This window comes from Kitasatospora sp. NEAU-69 (assembly GCF_057158765.1).
In genome coordinates this window covers 49326-69863 of the sequence record NZ_JBWXUE010000015.1, presented here as the reverse complement: position 1 = coordinate 69863, position 20538 = coordinate 49326, and the positions used below count along the sequence as shown (strand labels likewise).

The window sequence follows — 20538 nt, the reverse complement described above, 5'->3', positions numbered from 1 at the left end:
ATCCGAAGGCCGCAGCTGTCGGACTGGCCGTCCGACTCGCGAGACGAGATGTGCAAGGAGTGAGAAGTGCCTGCCGAGCAGAGCCCCGCGCTACTCCCGGAGGCGGCCGACTGGCTGCGCCGCCGCTCCTGGCGGGCGGCTGACCGACCGGTCGAGGAGTTGCTCGCCGCGAAGCGGGCGGCGGGGCCGGCCGGCACGGTCAGCGTGGTGCTGCCCGCGCTGGACGAGGAGCCGACGGTGGGCGGGATCGTCGAGGTGATCCGGCGCGAGCTGATGGAGCGCACGCCGCTGGTGGACGAGCTGGTCGTGGTCGACTCCGGCTCGGTGGACCGCACCGCGCAGGCGGCGGCCGCGGCCGGCGCCCGGGTGGTGCACCGGGACGCGATCCTGCCCCGGCTGCCCGCCGAGCCGGGCAAGGGCGAGGTGCTCTGGCGCTCGCTGCTGGTGACCCGCGGCGAGATCGTCTGCTTCATCGACGCCGACCTGCGCGAGTTCGACCCGGCGTTCGTCTCCGGGATCGTCGGCCCGCTGCTCACCGATCCGCGGATCCAGCTGGTCAAGGCGATGTACGACCGCCCGCTGGAGACCGAGGGCGCGGTGGTGCCGGCCGGCGGCGGCCGGGTCACCGAACTGGTCGCCCGGCCGCTGCTCAACCTGCACTGGCCGCGGCTGGCCGGCTTCGTCCAGCCGCTCGGCGGCGAGTACGCGGCCCGCCGCTCACTGCTGGAGCGGCTGCACTTCCCGACCGGCTACGGCGTCGAGCTCGGCCTGCTGGTGGACGCGCTGGAGCTGGTCGGCCTGGACGCGCTGGCCCAGGTGGACGTCGGCGTGCGCCACCACCGCCACCAGGACGGTCAGGCGCTCGGCCGGATGGCCGCGACCATCTACCGCACCGCGCTGGAGCGGCTGGACCGCACCCACCGCCTGAAGGCCACCGAGGACCTCGCCCGCCCGGTCCTGACGCAGTACGACCGGGATGCCGCGACCCGGGAGTTCACCGCGCACAGCCACCCGGTGACCGCACTGGAGCGCCCGCCGATGATCGAGGTGCCGGAGTACTCGACGTTTGCCGCACAGCGAGCCCGGCAAGGGTGAAGACATGGGCGATCTCACGACCGCACGCATCCTGGTGGCTTCGAACCGGGGTCCGGTCTCCTTCAGCAGCGGGCCCGACGGCTCGTTGACGCTGCGGCGCGGGGGTGGCGGGCTGGTCTCGGGGCTCTCCGCGATCGACGATCCGAACGCCGTCTGGGTCTGCGCGGCGCTCGGCGAGGCGGACCGCACGGCGGCCCGGCGCTCGCCCGACGGGCGGCTGGACCGCGGCGGCTTCGACGTCGGCGGACAGGCCGTCCGCATGCTGGACATCGAGCCGGCCGTCTTCGACCAGGCCTACAACGCGGTCGCCAACTCCACGCTCTGGTTCGTCCACCACCTGCTCTACGACACGCCGGTCGAACCCGCCTTCGGCGCCGAGTTCACCGAGCAGTGGGCCGCCTTCGAGGCGTACAACGCGGCGTTCGCACAGGCGCTGGCCGCCGAGGCCGCGCCCGGCGCGGCCGTGCTGGTGCAGGACTACCACCTGACGCTGGCCCCGGCGCTGCTCCGCGAGCTCCGGCCCGACCTGCGGATCGGCTACTTCCTGCACATCCCGTGGGCCCCCGCCGACTACTTCGCGCTGCTGCCGGACGCCACCGCCGCCGCCGTGCTGACCGGCGTGCTCGGCGCCGACCGGGCCGGCTTCCACACCCGCCGCTGGGCCGAGGCCTTCGCCGACTGCTGCGAACGGGTGCTGGGCGCCGAGGTCGACCGGGCCGCGCTCACCGTCACCCACCAGGGCCGGACCACCCGGCTCGGCGTGCACGCGCTCGGCGCGGACGGCGAGTTCCTGCGCGAACGGGCGCACCGCGCCGACGTGGACGAGCGGCTCGCGACGCTGCGCCGGGCCGTCGGGGACCGCCGGACCATCGTCCGGGTGGACCGCACCGAGCTGAGCAAGAACATCGTCCGCGGCCTGCTCGCCTACCGGCAGCTGCTGCGCGAGCGCCCGCAGTGGCGCGAGCGGGTGGTGCACATCGCGTTCGCCTATCCGTCCCGGCAGGACCTGGCCGTCTACCGCGACTACACGGCGGCGGTGCGGCGGATCGCCGAGGAGATCAACGAGGAATTCGGCACCGAGTCCTGGCAGCCGCTGATACTCCAGGTCGAGGACGACTTCGCCCGCTCGCTCGCCGCCTACCGGCTGGCCGACGTCGCGCTGGTCAACCCGATCAGGGACGGCATGAACCTGGTCGCCAAGGAGGTCCCGGTGGTCTCCGACGCGGGCTGCGCGCTGGTGCTCTCGCGCGAGGCCGGCGCCTACCCGGAGCTGGCCGAGGACGCGCTGGGCATCAACCCGTACGACGTGGCCGGCACCGCCGAGGCGCTGCACCGGGCGCTCTCCATGCCGGCCGCCGAGCGGACCGAACGCACCAAGCGGCTGGCCGCGGCGGCCACCGCGCTCTCGCCGCAGCAATGGTTCCTCGACCAGCTCAACTCGCTGTGACAACTCGACTCTGACAACTCGACTCGCGCTGACGACTCAACTCGCGCTGAGCGCCTGGTAGACCTCGGCCAGCAGCGCGACCACACCAGCCGGGCCCGGCACCACCAGGTCGGCCTGCTCGGCGAGTTCGCGCACCGGCGGCTCGCCGGTCACCGGTCCGCTGGCCACCAGCAGCCCGGCCAGCCCCTCGCCGCGCAGCTCCCGCACCGCCGCGTAGGCGGCCAGATCACCGAGGTCGTCTCCGCCGTACAGCACCGAGCGGGCGCCCGCCGCGCGCAGGAAAGCGGTCAGCGCGGCGCCCTTGTCCACCCCCGGCGGACGCAGCTCGACCACCATCCGCCCCGGCTCGACCAGCAGGCCGTGCTCGGCGGCGAGCCGGGTCAGCGGCGCGCGCAGCAGCTCCAGCGCCGCGGCCGGGTCGGCGGCGGGACGGGTGTGCACGGCCAGTGATCGGCCCTTGTCCTCGATGAAGACGCCGTCCGGCGCCGGCGCCGCGGCCAGCACCGCCGGCAGCGCCGCCCGCACGGCGGCGACGCCCGGGTGCACCCGGTCGGCGGTCACCTCGCCGGTCGCGGCCTCCCAGCGCTCGGCGCCGTAGTGGCCGAGCACCACCAGGTGCTCCAGCCCCGGCACCCCGGCGAAGCCGCCGAGCCGGACCGCGTCGGCGGCCGGCCGGCCGGTCACCACGGCGACCGCGCCGAGCAGCGGCGCGAGCCGGGCCAGCGCGGGGACGGCCTCCGGGTGCGCGTGGGCCCGTTCGGGGTCGGCCACGATCGGTGCCAGCGTGCCGTCGAAGTCCAGCGCGAGGACGGCTCCCGCCGGGTCCGCCAGCAGCGCGGCCAGGCCGGCCCGGCCGGCGGAGGTGCTCGGTTCCAGCTCGATACCCATGGCCGCCAACCTACCCAGCGGCGGCCGGGCCGACGCGTTGCCGCCGCCGCCCGGCCGCGCGGCGGCGCTCACCGCCACTGGGCTCACTGCCGCTGGGCGCGGCGGGCGTCGCGGATCCGGCGCAGCCGGTTGACCAGCACCGGACTGTGCGCGAGCGCCTCCGGCCGGTCGAGCAGCCCGTTCAGCAGCTGGTAGTACCGGGTCGCGGAGATGCCCAGTTCCTCGCGGACCGCCTGCTCCTTGGCGCCCTGGGTCCGCCAGCTGCGCGCCTCCAGCTCCAGCACGGCCAGCTCGCGCGCGTTGAGTTCGCTCACCCGGGCGAGCCTACTGCGGCCGGTCCTTCTGCGACTCCGAGACCGCGTACTGCTGCAGGCCGCTGAGCACCGGAGCCGGGTCGCCCTTCACCGCGCCGCCGATCTGCTGCTTGATCCGGCTGCTGACGCTGTCCCAGGCCGGGTCGCCGAGCGGGTAGAAGCTGCCCGACGGCAGCGCGTCCAGGAACGGCTTGAGGTCGGGGTGCTTGCCGCTGTTCGTCATGTTGTCGAGCGTGTCCTGGGTGACCGGGAGCAGGTTGTACTCCTCGTCGAACCGGAGCGTGTTCGCCCTGCTGTACGCGAAGTCGAGGAAGGCCCGGATCTGCGACCGGTGCCCGTTCGCGCTGTACGCCATCATCCAGTCGGCGACGGCGAGCGTGCGCGGCTTGGTCTGGGCGTCCTTGACCGGTATCGAGGCGGTGCCGTAGTCGATGCCGTGGTCCTTCGCCTCCTGCACCAGCGCCGGGTGGCCGTTGAGCATCGCGACCCGGCCGGCCGCGAAGTCGTCGAACGCGCTCTGCCGGTTGACCGTGCCCGGGTCGTCGTAGGTCAGGTGCGGATCGACCAGGTTGGACTTGAGCCAGCCGAACGTGTCGCTGTTCTGCTTGCTGTCCAGCGAGTAGATGCCGGCGTCGTCGGTCAGGCCGCCGCCGCCGCTCATCGTCCACATCATCGACTCGGCCTGGGCCTCCTCCGGCCCGAGCGGCAGCGCGTAGGGGGTGACCCCGGGGACCTTGGCCTTGATCAGATCGGCGTCCGCCTTCAGGTCCGCCCAGGTCGCGGGCGGCCGGCTGATGCCGGCCTGCTGGAAGATCTTCTTGTTGTAGAAGAAGATCCGCGAGGAGGAGACGAACGGGATCCCGTACTGCGTGTCGAAGACCTGGCCGGCCCGGGAGAAGACGTCCAGGAAGTTCGCCTCGGTGTCCATCGAGAGCACGTCGCGGGCCGGGTAGAGCTGGTTCGCGGCGACCTTGTCGGCGAAGCCGCCGGTCTGCACGATGTCGGGCGAGTTGCCGGCCTTCACCATCGCGGCGACCTGCTGGTCGATGGTGCTCCAGCTGAAGACCTGGACCGACACCTTGGTCTTCGGGTTCGCCGCCTCGAACTTCTTGGCCACCCGGTCCCAGTAGTCCTTGGAGCTGTCCCCGGCGTTCTGGCCGTAGTCGGCGGCGACCAGCTTGAGGGTGACCGTGTCACTGCCGATGCCGAGGTAGCTGCAACCGGAGAGCAGCAGCGTGCTGGATGCGAGGGCAGCACAGAGCCGGGACTTCAATGCGGGGACCGCCTTAGGGCGCACAGGGAGGTTTAAGGAGAGCCTCGCGGGGGAGGAGGCGGCGCACATGATGCCAAAACGGACGCCCAGTGGTCCACACCAGAGCGCCCCGGCCGCCGAACGTTACCCAAGTGAGCTGCGGCGTTGCACATATTGCAACGATGCCTCGCCGCCGGGCCCGATCCTCCCAGCTGACACTCAGCCGACTCGCAGAGAACTCCCGGCTCCGCTCAGACCGCCAGCACCCGCACGCCCGCGTCCGCGAAGGCCGCCGCGAGCTCCTCGTCCACCGCCTCGTCGGTGACCAGGGTGCCGATCCGGTCCAGCCCGCAGATCCGGGCGAAGGCGCGCCGCCCCAGCTTCGAGGAGTCGGCGGCGACCACCACCCGGCGGGCCCGCTCGGCCAGCAGCCGGTTGACGCTCGCCTCGCCCTCGTGGTGCGCGGTCGCGCCCACCTCCACGTCCAGCGCGTCCACCCCGAGCACCGTGACGTCCAGGGTCAGCTCGGCGAGCACCACGCCGGCCAGCGGGCCGATCAGCTCGTAGGACTGCGGCCGGGCCACCCCGCCGGTCACCACGATCTTGACCGACGGGCGGACCGTCAGCTCGTTCGCGATGTTGAGCGCGTTGGTGACCACGGTGAGCGCCTGGCCGGGCCCGGCGTCCGGCCGCTCGGCCGGCTCCGGGCGCACCGCGAGCGCGCGGGCCACCTCGGTCGTGGTGGTGCCGCCGTTGAGCCCGACCACCTCGCCGGGGGCGATCAGGTTGGCCACGGCGGCGCCGATCCGCTGCTTGGCCCCGGCGTTGCGGGCGGTCTTGTAGCGCAGCGGCAGGTCGTAGGAGACGTTGTGCGCGACGGCGCCGCCACGGGTCCGGGTGACCATCTGCTGGCGGGCCAGCTGGTCGAGGTCGCGGCGGATCGTGGCCGCCGACACGCCGAGCGCGGCGGCCGCCTCCTCGACCTCCAACTTGCCGTGCTCGGCGAGGAGTTCGAGAAGACCGTTCCACCGCTCGTACCTGGACACCGCGTACCGTCCCTTCGCCTGAACCACCCCTGTCCGCAAAGCGTCGCACAGAGCCGCCGCCAAGTTCAGGGTATTGCGCAATCATGCGCGAAACAGCTATAAAACAATCAGTTTCACGCAGAGTCGATGGAGGGGACGTCTTCGCATGACTGCCACGGACAGCTCACTGACCGCCGGGGAACTCGCCACCCAACCCGCCTGCTGGCGCCGCGCCGCCGCCCTCGCCGCCCCCTCGGCGGCCGCCCTGCCGCAGCGCGGCGAGCGGGTCGCGGTGGTCGGCTGCGGCACCTCGTGGTTCATGGCGCAGTCGTACGCCGCACTGCGCGAGGCCGCCGGACACGGCGAGACCGACGCCTTCGCGGCCTCCGAGTTCCCCGCCCACCGCCGCTACGACCGGGTGATCGCGATCTCCCGCTCGGGCACCACCACCGAGGTGCTCGCGCTGCTGGAGCGGCTGCGCAGCACAGCGGCGACCACCGTGCCGACCACCGCGCTGACCGCCGACCCGAAGACCCCGGTGATGAACGCCGCCGACCAGGTGGTGGTGCTGGACTTCGCCGACGAACGCTCGGTCGTGCAGACGCGCTTCGCCACCACCGCGCTCGCGCTGCTCCGGGCCCACCTGGAGACCGAGGCCGGGCCGGCCGGCACGGCGAAGCCGATGGCCCAGGCCATCGAGGACGCCGAGCGGGCCGTCACCCTGCCGCTGCCGGAGGGGCTGACCCAGGTCGAGCAGATCAGCTTCCTGGGCACCGGCTGGACCAACGGCCTGGCCCAGGAGGCCGGCCTGAAGATGCGCGAGGCGGCCCGGTTCTGGACCGAGTCGTACCCGGCGATGGAGTACCGGCACGGCCCGATCGCGATCGCCGCGCCCGGGCGGGCGACCTGGAGCTTCGGCCCGCTGCCGGCCGGCCTCGCCGATCAGGTCGCCGGGACCGGCGCGCTGCTGGTCGCCGACTCGGGGCCGGGCGGTCTGGACCCGATGGCCGACCTGATCCGGGTCCAGCGGCTCGCCGTCGTGATCGCCGGCGCGCGCGGCCTGGACCCGGACAACCCGCGCGCGCTGACCAGGTCGGTCCAGCTCTGACCCGACTCGGCCGCCGGTCCCAACTCGACAGCCAGGAGCGGGAGAACGGCCGAAGCGACCAAACTCACCTCATCCGGACCAGACCAATCCGTTCAGTGGACTAGACCTCTCCTCCTAGGTCAAGGGAAACTGTCCCCCGTGAAGCACGTCATCGCACTCGATGTAGGCGGCACCGGCATGAAGGCCGCGCTGCTCGCCCCGGACGGCTCCGTGCTGTTCGAAGCACGCCGGCCGACCGGGCGGGAGCACGGCACCGAAGCCGTGGTCGCCACCATCCTCGACTTCGCCACCGACCTCGCCGAGGAGGGCCGCAGCCGTTTCGGCGACGGCCCGCTCGCGGCGGGCGTCGCGGTGCCGGGGACGATCGACGAGAAGAACGGGATCGCGGTCTTCTCCGCCAACCTCGGCTGGCGGGACCTGCCGATGCGGGCCCTGCTCACCGAGCGGCTCGGCGGCCTGCCGATCGCCCTCGGCCACGACGTCCGCTCCGGCGGGCTGGCCGAGGGGCGGATCGGCGCGGGCCGCGGCGTGGACCGGTTCCTCTTCATCGCGCTCGGCACCGGCATCGCCGGGGCGATCGGGATCGGCGGACGCATCGAGGCGGGCGCGCACGGCTACGGCGGCGAGATCGGCCACGTGGTGGTCCGCCCCGGCGGCCCGGCCTGCGGCTGCGGCGCCCGCGGCTGCCTGGAGACGCTGGCCTCGGCCTCCGCGGTCTCCCGGGCCTGGGCCGAGGCGTCCGGCGACCCGGGCGCCGACGCGGCCGACTGCGCGCTGGCCGTCGAGGCCGGCGACCCGCGCGCGCTCGCGGTCTGGCACGAAGCGATCGCCGCGCTCGCGGACGGCATCGTGCTCGCCCAGAGCCTGCTCGACCCGTCCACGGTGATCGTCGGCGGCGGGCTGGCCGAGGCCGGTGACACGCTCTTCACACCCCTGCGCGCGGCGGTGACCGAGCGGCTGACCTTCCAGATGCCCCCGAAGGTCGTGCCCGCCATGCTCAAAGACACCGCCGCCGCCCTGGGCGCCGGCCTGCTCGCCTGGGACCTGCTGACGACGGAGGTGACCGCGTGACCACGCGGATTGGATCGGCGGCTGCGCCGCGGGTGACGACGCTGACCGGAGCCCGGCTGGTGCTGCCGACCGGGGTGGTCGAGAACGGCCGCCTGGTCTTCTCGGGCAGCACGATCACGCAGGCCGGTAGCGAGCCGGACCGGACGGCCCCGGACGCGACCGCCCCGGACCCGAGCGCCCTGGACCTGACCGCCCTGGACCTGACGGGCTTTACGGTCGTCCCGGGCTTCGTGGACCTGCACGTGCACGGCGGCGGCGGCGCCTCGTACGCCTCCGGCATCGCCGAGGAGGCCCTGACCGCCGCGCGGACCCACCTGGAACACGGCACCACCACCACGATCGCCTCCACCGTCACCGGGGAGATCGACGAGGTCTGCCGGCAGGCCGCGGTGCTCTCCGAGCTGGTCGAGGACGGCGTGCTGGCCGGCGTCCACTTCGAGGGCCCGTTCATCTCGCCGGGGCGCTGCGGCGCGCACCGCCCCGACCTGCTGCGCGAGCCGGACCCGGCATTGGTCCGCAAGCTGGTGGACGCCGCCCGCGGCACCGCCCGGATGGTCACGCTGGCGCCCGAGCTGCCCGGCGGCCTGGAGTCCGTCCGGATGCTGGCCGAGCTCGGCGTGATCGCGGCGGTCGGCCACACCGACTCCGACTACGCGATGACGCTGGAGGCGATCGAGGCCGGCGCGACCGTCGCCACCCACCTGTTCAACGCGATGCCGGGCATCCAGCACCGCGCGCCCGGCCCGATCGTCGCACTGCTGGAGGACGAGCGGGTCACCGTCGAGCTGATCAACGACGGCACCCACCTGCACCCCTCGGTGCTGGACCTGGCCTACGGCACCGCCGGCGCCGGCCGGGTCGCGCTGATCACCGACGCGATGGGCGCGGCCGGCATGGGCGACGGCCGCTACCCGCTCGGCCCGCTCCAGGTCCAGGTGACGGACGGCGTCGCGCGCCTCGTCGAGGGCGGCTCGATCGCCGGCTCCACGCTGACCCTGGACGTGGCGTTCAAGCGCTCGGTCACCGTCAACAAGCTGAGCCTGACTCAGACCGTGCAGTCCATCTCGACCGGTCCGGCCGCGCTGCTCGGGCTCGCCGACTCGACCGGCTCGCTCGAAGCCGGCAAGTACGCCGATCTGGCAATCCTCGACTCCACCACTCTCGACCTGGTCGCCGTGGTCCGCCGTGGCGAGTGGATCAAGGGCGCCGAGCGCTTCTCCAGCTGAATCTGAGGAACCCTCAGGTTCTTCTCCCGGGAGGTGTGCGGCGCCGCCGCACCCGTACGCCTCCCGAAGGAGAACCATGCCACTGGCCCGTACCGCCGACCTGCTCGCCGCCGCTGCCGAGGCCCGGCGCGGCCTGCCCGCCTTCAACGCGATCACCCTGGAACACGCCGAGGCGATCGCCGCCGGCGCCGAACTGGCCGGCACCGCCGTCGTCCTGCAGATCAGCCAGAACGCGGTCGGCTACCACCGCGGGCAGCTGCGGCCGCTGACCCGGGCCTGCGCCGAGATCGCCGCCGCCGCCCGGGTGCCGATCTCGCTGCACTTGGACCACGTCGAGGACGCCGAGCTGCTGCGGGCCGCGCCCGATGCCGGCTTCTCCTCCGCGATGTTCGACGCCTCCGCGCTGTCACCCGCCGAGAACGTCCGGGCCACCGCCGAGGCCACCGCCTTCGCGCACCGGCACGGCCTGCACCTGGAGGCCGAGCTGGGCCGGGTCGGCGGCAAGGACGGCGCCGCGCCGCTGCCCGCGCACGCCCCCGGCGCCCGGACCGACCCCGAGGAGGCGGCCGCGTTCGTCGCCGACACCGGGGTGGACGCGCTCGCCGTCGCGGTCGGCAGTTCGCACGCGATGACCGACCGCACCGCCGCGCTGGACCACGCGCTGATCGCCCGGCTGGCGGCCGCCGTACCGGTGCCGCTGGTCCTGCACGGCAGCTCGGGCGTGCAGGACGGGGAGCTGGCGGCGGCGATCGCGGCCGGCATGGTCAAGATCAACATCGGTACGGCGCTGAACGTCGCCTTCACCCCGGCGCTGCGGGCCGCGCTGACGGCCCGCCCGGAGGCCGTCGACCCGCGCAAGTACCTCGCGCCGGCCCGCGAGGCGATGGCCGGCGCGGTGGCCCGCCTCGCGCTGGTGGTGGGCTCACTGCCGGTGCCCCGGCAGGGCCCGGGCGGTCGGACAGCCGCTGCTCAGCTGGACGACGGCGCGGGCGCCGACGCGGCGCCGGCCGCGCTCGGGTAGCTGCCGGAGACGTCCTGCGCGCTGACCGCCACCTGGTCCACCAGGACCGGACCGCCACCGGGGATCGACAGCGTCACAGCGTTGTTCCCGGCCTGGAGCTGCGGCAGTATCCACGTGTACGACCAGGCCTGGGCCGGGTCGCCACCGCTGTTCCAGGTCTTGAACGTGGTCCCGCCGGGGTGGTCCTGGCCGTTCACCGTGACGGTGCCCTTCACGGCACCGCCGCTGGAGTTGCCGTAGTGGATCCAGAACTTCCAGGGGCCGGCGGTCGGCACACTGACCGTCCAGGTCACCGTGGAGCCCTGCTGGAGGGTCAGGTAGCTGCCGTCGGCCGAGACCGCGCCCTTCACGGTGTTCGCCGGGGCCGCGTTCTGCGCCTGCGCCTTGGACGCGTCGATGAACGCGGGCGAACCGTTGCCCGCACTGGCCGAAGCCGACGGGGACGCGGAGGAGGACGCCGAGGCCGACGGGCTCGACGAGGAGGAGCCGCCCGAGCCGCCCGAGCCGCTCGACGCGCTCGGGTGGCTCTGCGACACGCCACCCGAGGGGGACGGTGCGGCGTTGTTCTTGGTGCCCTTGTCACCGCCGGAGAGCGCGATGCCGGAGCCGATCGCTATCGCGGCGACCACCGCGACCACCCCGATCACCGGCCCCTTGCCACGCCCGCGCGGCGCGTCCTCGCCTGGCTGCGGGCGGGACCGCTCGGCGTACCGGGGCTGCTGGTGCGGCAGTTGCGCGGTCCGCTCGTCGCCGTAGCCGGGACCGGGGCCGTAGTTCGGCCCGTAACCGGGGCCGCCCTGCATCGGACCGCCTTGGCCGGGACCACCCGGACCGGGGCCCTGCTGACGGTACGGCGGCTGCTGCTGCGGCTGCTGCGGGCGGCCCGGCTGCGGCCCGTACTGGGCGCGGCCGACCTCCATCGGGCGGTTGTACGGGGTCCGCAGGCCGCCGGGAGCACGCTCCGGCGCGGCCTCGCCCTCCTGAGGGCGGTAGAGGTACGCGAACGGGTCATCCTCCTGCGGCGCCTCGTTCGCACCGCCCTCGGGCGCTCCGCTGCTGTTGTCCGTCATCGCGGTGGTCAACTCCCCGAACCGTGTCTGCCCCTGGTGTCCTGGCGGGCCGTACCCACGGCACCCTACCCAAAGCACATGACAGGGCGAAAAGCCAGAGCGGACGCGCGCGCCCGGACGGCGGAGCGCTGCCCGGTAACGCGCCCGCCCGCGCCCCCGGCCGCACCCCACGGCCGCCTACCCGGCGTCAGACCGCGCGCCGGTGCGACCGCTCGCCGCGGGCGCCGCGCATCGCGCCGCCGCGGGCCCGCTTCTCGTCGTACATCCGCTTGTCGGCGGCGTGCAGCACCTCTTCGATGCTCATCCCGCACCCCGCCCAGCCGATCCCCATGCTGACCCCGACCCGGACCACCCGGTCCGCTATCCGCATCGGCGGCACGATCGCGTTGCGCAGCCGGACCGCCAGGTCGGCGGCCTCGTCGTTGCCGATGCCGTCGGCCAGCACGACGAACTCGTCGCCGCCGAGCCGGGCCACCGTGTCGCCCTCCCGGACCGCCTGCTGGAGCCGCCGGGCCACCTCCACCAGCACCGCGTCGCCGGCGTTGTGGCCGAACCGGTCGTTGACCGACTTGAAGCCGTCCAGGTCGCAGAAGAGCACCGCGAGCCCCTTCTGCGGCGGCGGCGCTCCGCCGGCCCGCAGCGGGGCGCCACGGCCGGGCGGCCCGTGCCAGGGGTCGGGAGCGCCGTCCGGGTCGGGCGGCACGACGGCATGCACGTGCTCGGGCGGCGGCGCGCCGTACCCGCCGGGCTCTCCGAACCCGCCGTACTCACCGAGTTCGCCGTAGCCCGAGCGGTCGGCCAGCGGGCCGCGGTCCGAGTAGCCGTGCACCACCGCGCTGCGGGTCACCGGACCGTAGCCGGCCGAGCCGCCGCCCAGCCCGCCCGCGGCCGGTTCCAGCATCTCCTGCCCGGTGCGCGGACTGTGCGGGCCGTACGAACCGAGCGCGCCGAACGAACCGAAGGAGCCGAACGGACTGCCGTGCGCGGGCGCCGCGCCCTCCAGCGCGCACGGACCGGGCGGGGCCGCCGCACCGTGCGCGGCCGCGCCGCCCGGGCCCTGCGGCAGCGCGCAGATCCGCCGGGCCAGCCGGGCGCGCAGCTCGGCGCCGTTCGGCAGGCCGGTGAGCGCGTCGTGGCTGGCCCGGTGGGCGAGCTGGAGTTCGTGCCGCTTGCGGTCCTCGATGTCCTCGACGTGCGTGAGCAGGAAGCTCGGTCCCTCGGCCGGGTCCGCGACCACCGAGTTGCGCAGACAGACCCACTGGTAGCCGCCGTCGCGCCGGGACAGCCGCAGCTCGGTGCGGCCGCTCTCGGCGCTGGTGCGCTCCAGCAGGACCCGGTCCTCGGGGTGCACCAGATCGAGGAAGCTCTGCTCGCGCAGCGCCGAGCGGGGGCGGCCGAGCAGCCGACAGAGCGCGTCGTTCACCCTGGTCAGCCGGCCGCGCGAGGCGCCGTGCAGCTCGGTGATGGCCATCCCGCTGGGCGCGTACTCGAAGGCCTGCCGGAAGCTCTCCTCGCTGGCCCGCAGCGCCTGCTGCTCGCGCTCCAGGCGGGCCAGCGCGCGCTGCATCTCCGCGCGTAGTCTCGCATTGCCGATCGCGATCGAGGCCTGCAGCGAGAACATCTCCAGCGCCTCGCGGGTCCAAGCGCCCGGGCGCTTGCCGCTGCGCGGGCGGTCCACGCTGAGCACGCCGAGCAGGTCGCCGCCGGCGCTGTACATCGGCGCCAGCAGGCCGTCCTCGGGGTGCCAGTCGTTGGCGTAGACCGGTTCCGCGCCATCGCCCGTCCAGCGCGGGATGTCGGTGCCGACCGCCCAGCCGCGGTCGTGCGGCAGGAAGCGCAGGGTGCCCCAGTGGTCGCTGGCCGCCAGCAGCCGGTCCCAGGACTGCCGCGAGCCGATCTGGCCGAGCAGCACCGCCGGACCGCCGAACTCGCGGTCCTCGTACTCCCAGACCGCGGCCACCACCAGGTCGCCGTCCGGCCGGACCAGGCTCACCGCGGCGGCGTCGAAGCCGAGCCCGTGCACCGAACCCTCGACCACGGCCTGCAGGGTGCCCGCCAGGCTGCGGGCAGCGTTGAGGTCCACCACGACCCGGTGCAAGGTGCGGAGGGTCGCGAGGCGGACGTAGGGCTCCGACTCGGCTTCCATGCGGGGGCTCCCCGGCTTCTTCGGATAGGTCTTGATGGTTATCGTCCGATTGCCAGAAGAACTGAATCACAGCGAGCACAGCAATCGGCACGCTCGGTCAGCAATAGGTCGTCACTTGTGACTCAAATCACAGAACGCATAGAGAGGCAAACCCGGTTCATCTCGGTCATGCCCGGACACGATTGCGCGATGGCCACCTTCGAGATCGGTCGTGAACGGCCCGAACCACCGGGCCCCGCCCACCGCCAGGCCGACTCCTCTGATCGGAGCCCGGCCGTCCGGACCGGAGGGCCTAGGTCCCCCGGCTGATGCCGCGGACCGCGGGCGGCGGCTACCGTGCGGTACGTGTCCTTGTCACCGCAGCCCGCCGCTGCCTCCCTCGCCAGCCCGGACGAGTTCCGGGCCGCCCTGTCCCAGCTCGCCGCCGGTGTCGCGCTGGTGACCGTTCACGACTCCGGCGAGGCGGGCGCGCTGGATCCGGGACCTGGCGAGGACGCCGGGATGACCGCGACCTCGTTCCTCTCGGTCTCGCTGGAGCCCCCGCTGGTGCTGATCTCGGTGCGCGAGGACTCGCGGATGGACGAGCTGCTCTCCCGCAACGACCTCTGGGCGGTCTCGCTGCTCGGCGAGCAGCACAAGGCGGTCGCCTCGCGGTTCGCGATGAAGGGGCGGCTCAGCGACCGGCTGCTCTTCGCGGACACCGCGCACCACCGCGGCCCGGCGACCGGGGCACCGCTGATCGACGGCGCGCTGGCGACCGTGGAGTGCCGCACCGAGCAGCGGATAGCCGCGGGCGACCACATGCTGCTGATCGGCCGGGTGCTGGCGGCCCGGGTTCCCGCGCCGGACGGGCGGCCGCTGCTCTACTTCCGCGGCGGCTACCGGCAGCTGGGCTGAGCCCGTCCTGACCGGGGGGCATCACCGCGCCGGCCAGCGCTCCCGCCTCCGGGGCGCCACCGCTGCGATCACCACCCACGCCCCGGGGTTCCACCGCGACGATCGGCGCCCACACCCCCAGCGCATCACCGCTCCGGCCAACGCCCCGATCGCCGCCCCCGTCGCCGGCGGCGCCACCGTTCGCGCCACTGCGGGCCCATGCGGGCCCCTGACGGGCCCTCAGCGGGCGCCCAGGGGCCTTCCAGGGGTCTTCCAGCAAATCTTGTACCCGCGGGTCGGAAACGGCCCGCGGACGGCCTTGTGGGCCACGCGCGGGCTCCGGCCACCCGCAGTCCGCCGCCGTCAGTCGCCGCGCGGCGCGCTGCGGCCGCGCTTCAGCTCGGCGCGGTGCTTCTTGTTCGTCAGCCGCCGCTCGATCATGCCGCGGCTCGGCTTGGTGGCCCGCCGCGCCTTCGGCGGCGGTGCGGTCGCCTCACCCAGCAGCGAGGCCAGCCGGGCCGCCGCCACCTCGCGGTTGCGCCACTGCGAGCGGTGTTCGGAGGCGCGCACCACCAGCACCCTGCCGTCCACCAGCCGGCCGGCCAGCCGCTCCAGCGCGCGCTGCTTCCACACATCGGGCAGCGCGTCGGAGGCGGCCAGGTCGTAGCGCAGCTCGACCTGGGTGTCGGAGGTGTTGACGTGTTGGCCACCGGGGCCACTGGACCGGGAGAAGCGCCAGACGAGCTCGGCGTCCGGAACGGTCACCGAGCCCCGCACGCGAATGGGCTCGGGCATGGGCCCATCATCCCCGCCGGGGACCGGTCGCGTCACGCGGTTATCCCGGCCATCGACGCCCCGGTGGGGCGGGGGCGCGCGGTGGCGGAGAATGAGGCGCGTGATCGAGCTCGGCTACTCCCTGTCCAACCGTTTCCCCGACCCGCCTCAGTACGACTACCGCACCGCCTCGGTGCACGCGCTGCGCTACGACCTGTTCTGCGGGGACGTCTACCTGGCTGAGGACGAGCTGGAGTTGTCCACAGCCTGGGGATGGGTTCCGGTGCTGGACTTCGCCTGGGCCCTGTGCGACATCATCGAGCGGCTGGACGAGGACCCGCGCGGCAGCCGCGCCGCCGCGATCCGCACCGCCGACCTGGACTTCACCCAGAACACCGAGCTGCTCCGGTTCGCCCGCCGGTTCGGCCTGGTCGAGGTCTCGGCGACCTGGCTGGAGGACGAGGAGCCACTGGTGCTCCGCCACCAGGAACTGCGCCGCGAGGCCCGCGACTTCCTCCAGGACGTGCTGGCCGACCTGACCGACCTGCACCCGGAACTCGCGGACAACCCGAACATCTGGGTGGTCCAGGGCAAGTTCCCGCGCATCTGACGACCGGCCCTGGCCCCGCAACGCACCAAGCAACGCACCGAGCCCTGCCCGGGGATACCCGAGCAGGGCTCAGCTTTTCGGTCGTTCTACTGCGGCAGCGTCAGCGGGTGGCGCGCAGCTCCTGGAGGTCGAGCAGTTCGGTGTCGTCCTCCGGCGTCAGGTCGACCACCTCGTGGCGCTCCCCCGTCGCCGCCACCTCGTCGCCGAGCACGTCGGCCAGGTCCTGCTCCGCGGTCAGCTGCTCCTGCACCGGCCGGGCCGCCGCCGGCGGGGCCTGCTGCTCCGCCAGCTCGGTGACGCTGCCGACCGACGGCGCCGGAGCCGCCGCCCGGACGGCCGCACCGGCCGCACCGCTGCGGCCGAAGAAGCTGAAGTTCGAGCCGCGCGCGCCGGCCGGCTGTGGGCGCGGACGCTGCCGCTCGACCGGCACCACCGAGGTGGCCGGCGCACCGGCCACCGGCTCACCGGGCGCGGCCAGCACCGGACGGACCGGCGAGGCGGCCACCGCCGGGCGCTCGGCCGTCTCCAGCCGGCCGATCCGCGCGGCCGGCACGGTGGGCGCCACCGGCCGTGCCGGTACGGACGGGCCCGGGACAGCCTGACCCGGAACAGCGGGCGCCGGCCTGACCGACGCCGCGGACGCCGACGCTGCCGCTGCCGCTGCCGACGCACTGCGCTCACGCGCCGCGGCGCTGCGGGCGGCCGCCATCCGGGCCGCGTGCTCCGCCTCGGCCCGCGCCTGGGCCTGCGCGGCCTGCCGCTCCAGCGAGCGCAGCGCGTTCGCCGCACGCAGGAACGCGACCGGCGTGACCGGGTGCTTGGGGCGGGCCTCCTCGATCGCCCGCTGCGCCGCCTCGGCCTCCTTCAGCGCCTGCTCGGCGGCCTGCACCGCGCGCTCGCGCAGCAGCCGGGCGATCTCGGTCTCGGCCTTCGCCAGCCGCGACTTCTCCGCGGTGAGGCGGCGGCCGATCCGGGTGGCCCGCTCCTCGGCGACCTCGGCGGCGTACTCGGCCTCGGCCAGCTGCTCCTCGAACCGCTCCTCGTCCCGGATCCGGCGCACCGTCGCGGTGTCGGCCGCGGCCTGCGCGGCCCGGTCGCGCTGGCGCAGCACCAGGGCGAGCCCGAGCACGGCGAGCACGGCGGCGATCCCCACCGACCTGACCACCACCCCGTCGCCACCGGCGATCAGGGCGGCCAGTGCGGCGACCGTGAGCACGGCGGCCGCGGCGGGCTGCAGCGCCCGGCTGAGAACAGAGGAGTGTCGGTGGCGTCCGCGAGGCATGGCAAGAAACTAGCGTGCGAATAGACGCCCTGTCAGCTTTGGGCCGGATCCGGACCTTGACAGCCCGGAGTCGCTACGGTGCGCATTCGCCACAGGCACCGTGGGTACACGTCCGAACGCACTGGGGAGCCCGTCCGGCCGGCGCGACAGGTCAGCGGGCAGAGGGCGCCGCGCCCTTCCGGTTGCCGTTCCCGTCGTCCTCGGGGAGCTTGCAGATGTGCTGCAGCCAGAGCGCCGCCGCGACCACACCGGCGCCGGCCAGCACCGCGAGCCCGGCGGTGATCGCCGGTCCCTGGTGCGTGCCGATGTCGGGCAGCGTGACCAGGAAGATCCCCAAGCCCGCGTAGATGCCGCTGACCACCGAGGAGACCAGCGCGCTGGCCTGCCCGAGCACCACCGCGCGGGCCGCGCCCAGCGGGTCCACCCGCTTGGCACCCGGCGCCCGGTCCCGCATCGCCTTCAGCCGCGAGCGCAGCGAGACGGCCGTGGCCAGCAGGATCACCGCGATCGCGGCGAGCACCACCGGCGCCGCGGTCGGCACCGAGGGCGGCGAGTCCAGCGAGGTCCAGAGTTTGGCAGCGGCCCAGGACAGTGCCGTGGCGACCACGAAAATGCCCAGCAGCAGGCGGAGGCGGAGCGGCTTCACTCGCAGGGGATCCTTCGGTCGCTTCGGTGATCAGGGCCGGCCCCGCGCGGCGCGACAAGATCGGGCGCGCCGCCGGCGGGGCGGTCCGAGCCTACTCCGGCAGTCGCAGCTGGATGTCCGTACGGCGCTGCACGCCCTGCGCACCCTCGCCGCCGAGCGCGGCCAGCAGGTCGGCGACCTTGCCGCGGCCGGGGAGCTCGCCGGCCGGGTCGGCGTCCGCCCAGGGCGCCAGCACGAAGGCCCGCTCGTGCGCGCGCGGGTGCGGCAGCAGCAGCACCGGGTCCTCGCTGAGCACGCCCTGGTAGGCCAGGATGTCCACGTCGAGCGTGCGGGCGCCCCAGCGGACGGTGCGGACCCGGCCGAAGGCGTCCTCGATCGCGTTCGCGCGCTCCAGCAGCGAGTACGGCGGCAGCGTGGTGCGCAGGACGACGACCGCGTTGTAGTAGTTGGGCTGCTCGTCGGGGCCACCGAGGGCCGGTGTCTCGTAGACGGCGGAGACCGAGGTGATCTTCAGGCCCGGGGTGTCGCCCAGCAGGTCCACCGCACCCTGCAGGGTGTCCAGGCGGTTGCCCAGGTTGCTGCCCAGCGCGATCACCGCGGTGCGCGGGTTCTGCAGCGTGCTGTCCACGCTGTCCAGCCGGTGCTCCAGGTCGAAGGCGGTCGGCGAGGCGGTCGGATCGCTGGTGCTCATGGTTCATCCCTCATGGCGTCAAGCACAAGAGCCCTCACACGCGGCCCCGGTGGATGGTGATGGTCACGTCGTCGAACGGCACGGTGATCGGCGCGTCCGGCTTGTGCACGGTCACCTCGACCTCCTCGACCGCCTGGTGCTTCAGGCACTGGTCGGCGATCCGCTGGGCCAAGGTCTCGATCAGGTCCACCGGCTCACCCGCGATGATCGCGGTGACCTCCTCCGCGACGATCCCGTAGTGGGCCGTGCGGGTGAGGTCGTCACCGGAGGCGGCCGGCCGGGTGTCCAGGTAGAGCACGAGGTCGACCACGAAGGTCTGCCCCTCGATCCGCTCGCGCTCGAACACACCGTGGTGGCCACGGGCGCGCAGGCCCCGCAGAGTGACGCGGTCCAGCAACTGAATCACTGCTCCTGATCTTGGAACGGCAGGCTCCGTCGCCCGCCGTCCGTCGAATCTACCCGCGCAGGCCGACATGGCGGTCCCGCGGACGGAGCGCTCCTACCCGGCTCACCCCGGTGCCACGCACAGTCGTGCGAGGAACCGGGCGGACGGCGTGTGACTGTGCGCACATCACCCGGCCGGCTCGCGAAGCCGCCTGGACTCAGTCCTCGTCCTCGTCATCGCCGCTGGTCAACACCGGTGATCCGTGGTGCGACCAGAGCCGCCAGCCGGCCGCGGTGCGCCGGAACAGATTCGTCGAGACGACCTTGCCGCCGACCAGCGGACCCAGCTCGCCCTCCTCCTCGGCCTCGCCGCCGGACAGGATGTTCTCGGTGCAGGTGACAAGGGCCACATCGCCCTGCACCTCGACCTCGACATCGGTCAGGAAGAACTGGATGTACTCCGTGTTCATCATGATCAGCATGTACGACCGGGTGACCTGGGCCCGCCCGCGCAGCACCGGCCAGCCCGGGTGTACGCAGATCACGCCGGTCTTGTCGTCGGCGTCCGCCGCCGACAGCCAGACGTCCTCGACGGCCTCCAGATCGCCGGTCTCCAGCGCCTCGTAGAGCCGCTGGTTCGCCGCCAGCACAGCCTCCCGGTCGGCCTCCGGAGAGCCGGCCGCCGCTCCGTTGCCCAGCCCCTCGTTGCTCAACGCGCCGTCACCAGCCACGCCACCACCCACTCCCTCAGCTCGCTCGCCCCGGTCCTCGCCACGCTGCGACCACCCGGACCGCGTCCGCCGTGCCCCCCACGTCGTGCACCCGGACCGCCCAGGCACCGGCCCGGGCCGAGAGCACCGAGACCGCCGCCGTCGCGTCGTCGCGCTGCCGGGCCGGCCGCAGCTCCCCGGTTTCCGGGTTGGCGAGCAGCGTACCCAGGAAGCGCTTGCGCGAAGCCGCGACCAGGACCGGGCGTCCCAAGGCGATCAGCCGGTCCAAACCTCCCAGCATCGCCCAGTTGTGCTCGCTGGTCTTGGCGAAACCCAGCCCCGGGTCGAGGATCAGCTGCTCCTCCTTCACCCCGGCGGCCAGCAGCTGCTCGACCCGGTCGGTCAGCTCGCCGAGCACGTCACCGACCACGTCCGGGCCGTAGACCGCCAGGTCGTCCATGTTCGCCGACTGGCCGCGCCAGTGCATCACCACGAACGGCGCACCGCTGTCGGCCACCACCGCCGCCATCGCCGGATCGGCGAGCCCGCCGGAGACGTCGTTGACCAGTCGCGCGCCGGCCGCCAGCGCCTGCTCGGCCACGCTCGCCCGCATGGTGTCCACCGAGACCACCACACCGGCCGCCGCGAGCTCGCGGACCACCGGCAGCACCCGGCGCAGCTCCTCCTGCTCGGTCACCCGCTGCGAGCCCGGACGGGTCGACTCGCCGCCGACGTCCACCAGGTCCGCACCGCGCGCCACCAGCGCCAGGCCGTGCGCGACCGCCTTCGCCGGGTCAAGCCAGAGTCCGCCGTCGGAGAACGAGTCGGGCGTGACGTTCACGACGCCCATCACGGCGCAGCGGTGATACGGCGGAAGGCCGGGCAGCGGGTTGTTCATGCGG

At 73.9% G+C, this 20538-nt stretch carries 21 protein-coding genes; 8 read left to right on the top strand and 13 right to left on the bottom strand.

Annotated features, from left to right (window positions below):
* The first annotated feature begins 66 nt into the window (after nucleotides 1-66).
* Nucleotides 67-1095, top strand: coding sequence for a glucosyl-3-phosphoglycerate synthase (locus AC060L_RS19085; RefSeq protein ID WP_483799996.1), 1029 nt, complete (start codon nucleotides 67-69; stop codon nucleotides 1093-1095).
* A gap of 4 nt (nucleotides 1096-1099) precedes the next feature.
* Nucleotides 1100-2542 (top strand): alpha,alpha-trehalose-phosphate synthase (UDP-forming), encoded by a 1443-nt coding sequence (locus tag AC060L_RS19080; RefSeq protein ID WP_483799995.1) that lies wholly within the window; start codon nucleotides 1100-1102, stop codon nucleotides 2540-2542.
* Between the two features lie 36 nt (nucleotides 2543-2578).
* Here AC060L_RS19080 and otsB read toward each other — a convergent pair whose 3' ends face one another.
* The 4 genes from otsB to AC060L_RS19060 form a co-directional block, all read right to left on the bottom strand.
* Complete coding sequence (gene otsB, locus AC060L_RS19075) at nucleotides 2579-3430, bottom strand: trehalose-phosphatase (RefSeq protein WP_483799994.1); 852 nt, start codon at nucleotides 3428-3430, stop codon at nucleotides 2579-2581.
* A gap of 83 nt (nucleotides 3431-3513) precedes the next feature.
* A complete protein-coding gene (locus AC060L_RS19070) occupies nucleotides 3514-3744 on the bottom strand; it encodes a DUF3263 domain-containing protein (RefSeq protein WP_483799993.1) in 231 nt (76 codons plus the stop codon).
* Nucleotides 3745-3754: 10 nt separating this feature from the next.
* The gene (locus tag AC060L_RS19065) at nucleotides 3755-5017 is read right to left on the bottom strand and encodes an extracellular solute-binding protein (RefSeq protein WP_483799992.1); all 1263 of its coding nucleotides are present in this window, start codon (nucleotides 5015-5017) and stop codon (nucleotides 3755-3757) included.
* 230 nt (nucleotides 5018-5247) lie between these two features.
* Nucleotides 5248-6042 carry a DeoR/GlpR family DNA-binding transcription regulator gene (locus tag AC060L_RS19060; protein WP_483799991.1) on the bottom strand — a complete coding sequence of 265 codons (795 nt, stop codon included), beginning with the start codon at nucleotides 6040-6042 and terminating at the stop codon, nucleotides 5248-5250.
* A gap of 145 nt (nucleotides 6043-6187) precedes the next feature.
* Between AC060L_RS19060 and AC060L_RS19055 the strand changes: the two genes are divergently transcribed.
* From AC060L_RS19055 to AC060L_RS19040, 4 genes are all read left to right on the top strand, one after another.
* Nucleotides 6188-7129: an SIS domain-containing protein gene (locus tag AC060L_RS19055; protein ID WP_483799990.1), complete on the top strand. Its 942-nt coding sequence runs from the start codon at nucleotides 6188-6190 to the stop codon at nucleotides 7127-7129.
* Nucleotides 7130-7267: 138 nt separating this feature from the next.
* Entirely contained in the window at nucleotides 7268-8200 is a 933-nt protein-coding gene (locus AC060L_RS19050) for an ROK family protein (RefSeq protein ID WP_483799989.1), read from the top strand.
* Nucleotides 8197-9426: an N-acetylglucosamine-6-phosphate deacetylase gene (gene nagA / locus AC060L_RS19045; protein WP_483799988.1), complete on the top strand. Its 1230-nt coding sequence runs from the start codon at nucleotides 8197-8199 to the stop codon at nucleotides 9424-9426. The genes AC060L_RS19050 and nagA overlap by 4 nt, the downstream gene beginning before the upstream one ends.
* Nucleotides 9427-9502: 76 nt before the next feature.
* Nucleotides 9503-10447: a class II fructose-bisphosphate aldolase gene (locus AC060L_RS19040; RefSeq protein WP_483799987.1), complete on the top strand. Its 945-nt coding sequence runs from the start codon at nucleotides 9503-9505 to the stop codon at nucleotides 10445-10447.
* Here AC060L_RS19040 and AC060L_RS19035 read toward each other — a convergent pair.
* The gene (locus AC060L_RS19035) at nucleotides 10396-11517 is read right to left on the bottom strand and encodes a carbohydrate-binding protein (RefSeq protein WP_483799986.1); all 1122 of its coding nucleotides are present in this window, start codon (nucleotides 11515-11517) and stop codon (nucleotides 10396-10398) included. The genes AC060L_RS19040 and AC060L_RS19035 overlap by 52 nt on opposite strands.
* 187 nt (nucleotides 11518-11704) lie before the next feature.
* Complete coding sequence (locus AC060L_RS19030; RefSeq protein WP_483799985.1) at nucleotides 11705-13663, bottom strand: GGDEF domain-containing protein; 1959 nt, start codon at nucleotides 13661-13663, stop codon at nucleotides 11705-11707.
* Between the two features lie 345 nt (nucleotides 13664-14008).
* Between AC060L_RS19030 and AC060L_RS19025 the strand changes: the two genes are divergently transcribed.
* Entirely contained in the window at nucleotides 14009-14560 is a 552-nt protein-coding gene (locus AC060L_RS19025; protein ID WP_483799984.1) for a flavin reductase family protein, read from the top strand.
* Between the two features lie 342 nt (nucleotides 14561-14902).
* Here the strand turns inward: AC060L_RS19025 and arfB are convergent, their stop codons facing one another.
* Complete coding sequence (gene arfB / locus AC060L_RS19020) at nucleotides 14903-15334, bottom strand: alternative ribosome rescue aminoacyl-tRNA hydrolase ArfB (RefSeq protein WP_483799983.1); 432 nt, start codon at nucleotides 15332-15334, stop codon at nucleotides 14903-14905.
* A 100-nt stretch (nucleotides 15335-15434) separates the two neighbouring features.
* On the opposite strand from arfB, the gene AC060L_RS19015 reads away from it, so the two are divergent.
* Complete coding sequence (locus AC060L_RS19015) at nucleotides 15435-15923, top strand: hypothetical protein (protein WP_483799982.1); 489 nt, start codon at nucleotides 15435-15437, stop codon at nucleotides 15921-15923.
* Nucleotides 15924-16023: 100 nt separating this feature from the next.
* Here AC060L_RS19015 and AC060L_RS19010 read toward each other — a convergent pair whose 3' ends face one another.
* From AC060L_RS19010 to folP, 6 genes are all read right to left on the bottom strand, one after another.
* Entirely contained in the window at nucleotides 16024-17205 is a 1182-nt protein-coding gene (locus AC060L_RS19010; RefSeq protein ID WP_483799981.1) for a hypothetical protein, read from the bottom strand.
* A 151-nt stretch (nucleotides 17206-17356) separates the two neighbouring features.
* Complete coding sequence (locus AC060L_RS19005; RefSeq protein ID WP_483799980.1) at nucleotides 17357-17851, bottom strand: DUF3180 domain-containing protein; 495 nt, start codon at nucleotides 17849-17851, stop codon at nucleotides 17357-17359.
* Between the two features lie 91 nt (nucleotides 17852-17942).
* The gene (gene folK / locus AC060L_RS19000; protein WP_483799979.1) at nucleotides 17943-18542 is read right to left on the bottom strand and encodes a 2-amino-4-hydroxy-6-hydroxymethyldihydropteridine diphosphokinase; all 600 of its coding nucleotides are present in this window, start codon (nucleotides 18540-18542) and stop codon (nucleotides 17943-17945) included.
* A gap of 34 nt (nucleotides 18543-18576) precedes the next feature.
* Nucleotides 18577-18936: a dihydroneopterin aldolase gene (gene folB / locus AC060L_RS18995; protein WP_483800130.1), complete on the bottom strand. Its 360-nt coding sequence runs from the start codon at nucleotides 18934-18936 to the stop codon at nucleotides 18577-18579.
* 208 nt (nucleotides 18937-19144) lie between these two features.
* A complete protein-coding gene (locus AC060L_RS18990) occupies nucleotides 19145-19624 on the bottom strand; it encodes a nuclear transport factor 2 family protein (protein WP_483800129.1) in 480 nt (159 codons plus the stop codon).
* A gap of 49 nt (nucleotides 19625-19673) precedes the next feature.
* Complete coding sequence (folP, locus tag AC060L_RS18985; RefSeq protein ID WP_483799978.1) at nucleotides 19674-20534, bottom strand: dihydropteroate synthase; 861 nt, start codon at nucleotides 20532-20534, stop codon at nucleotides 19674-19676.
* Nucleotides 20535-20538 lie beyond the last annotated feature (4 nt).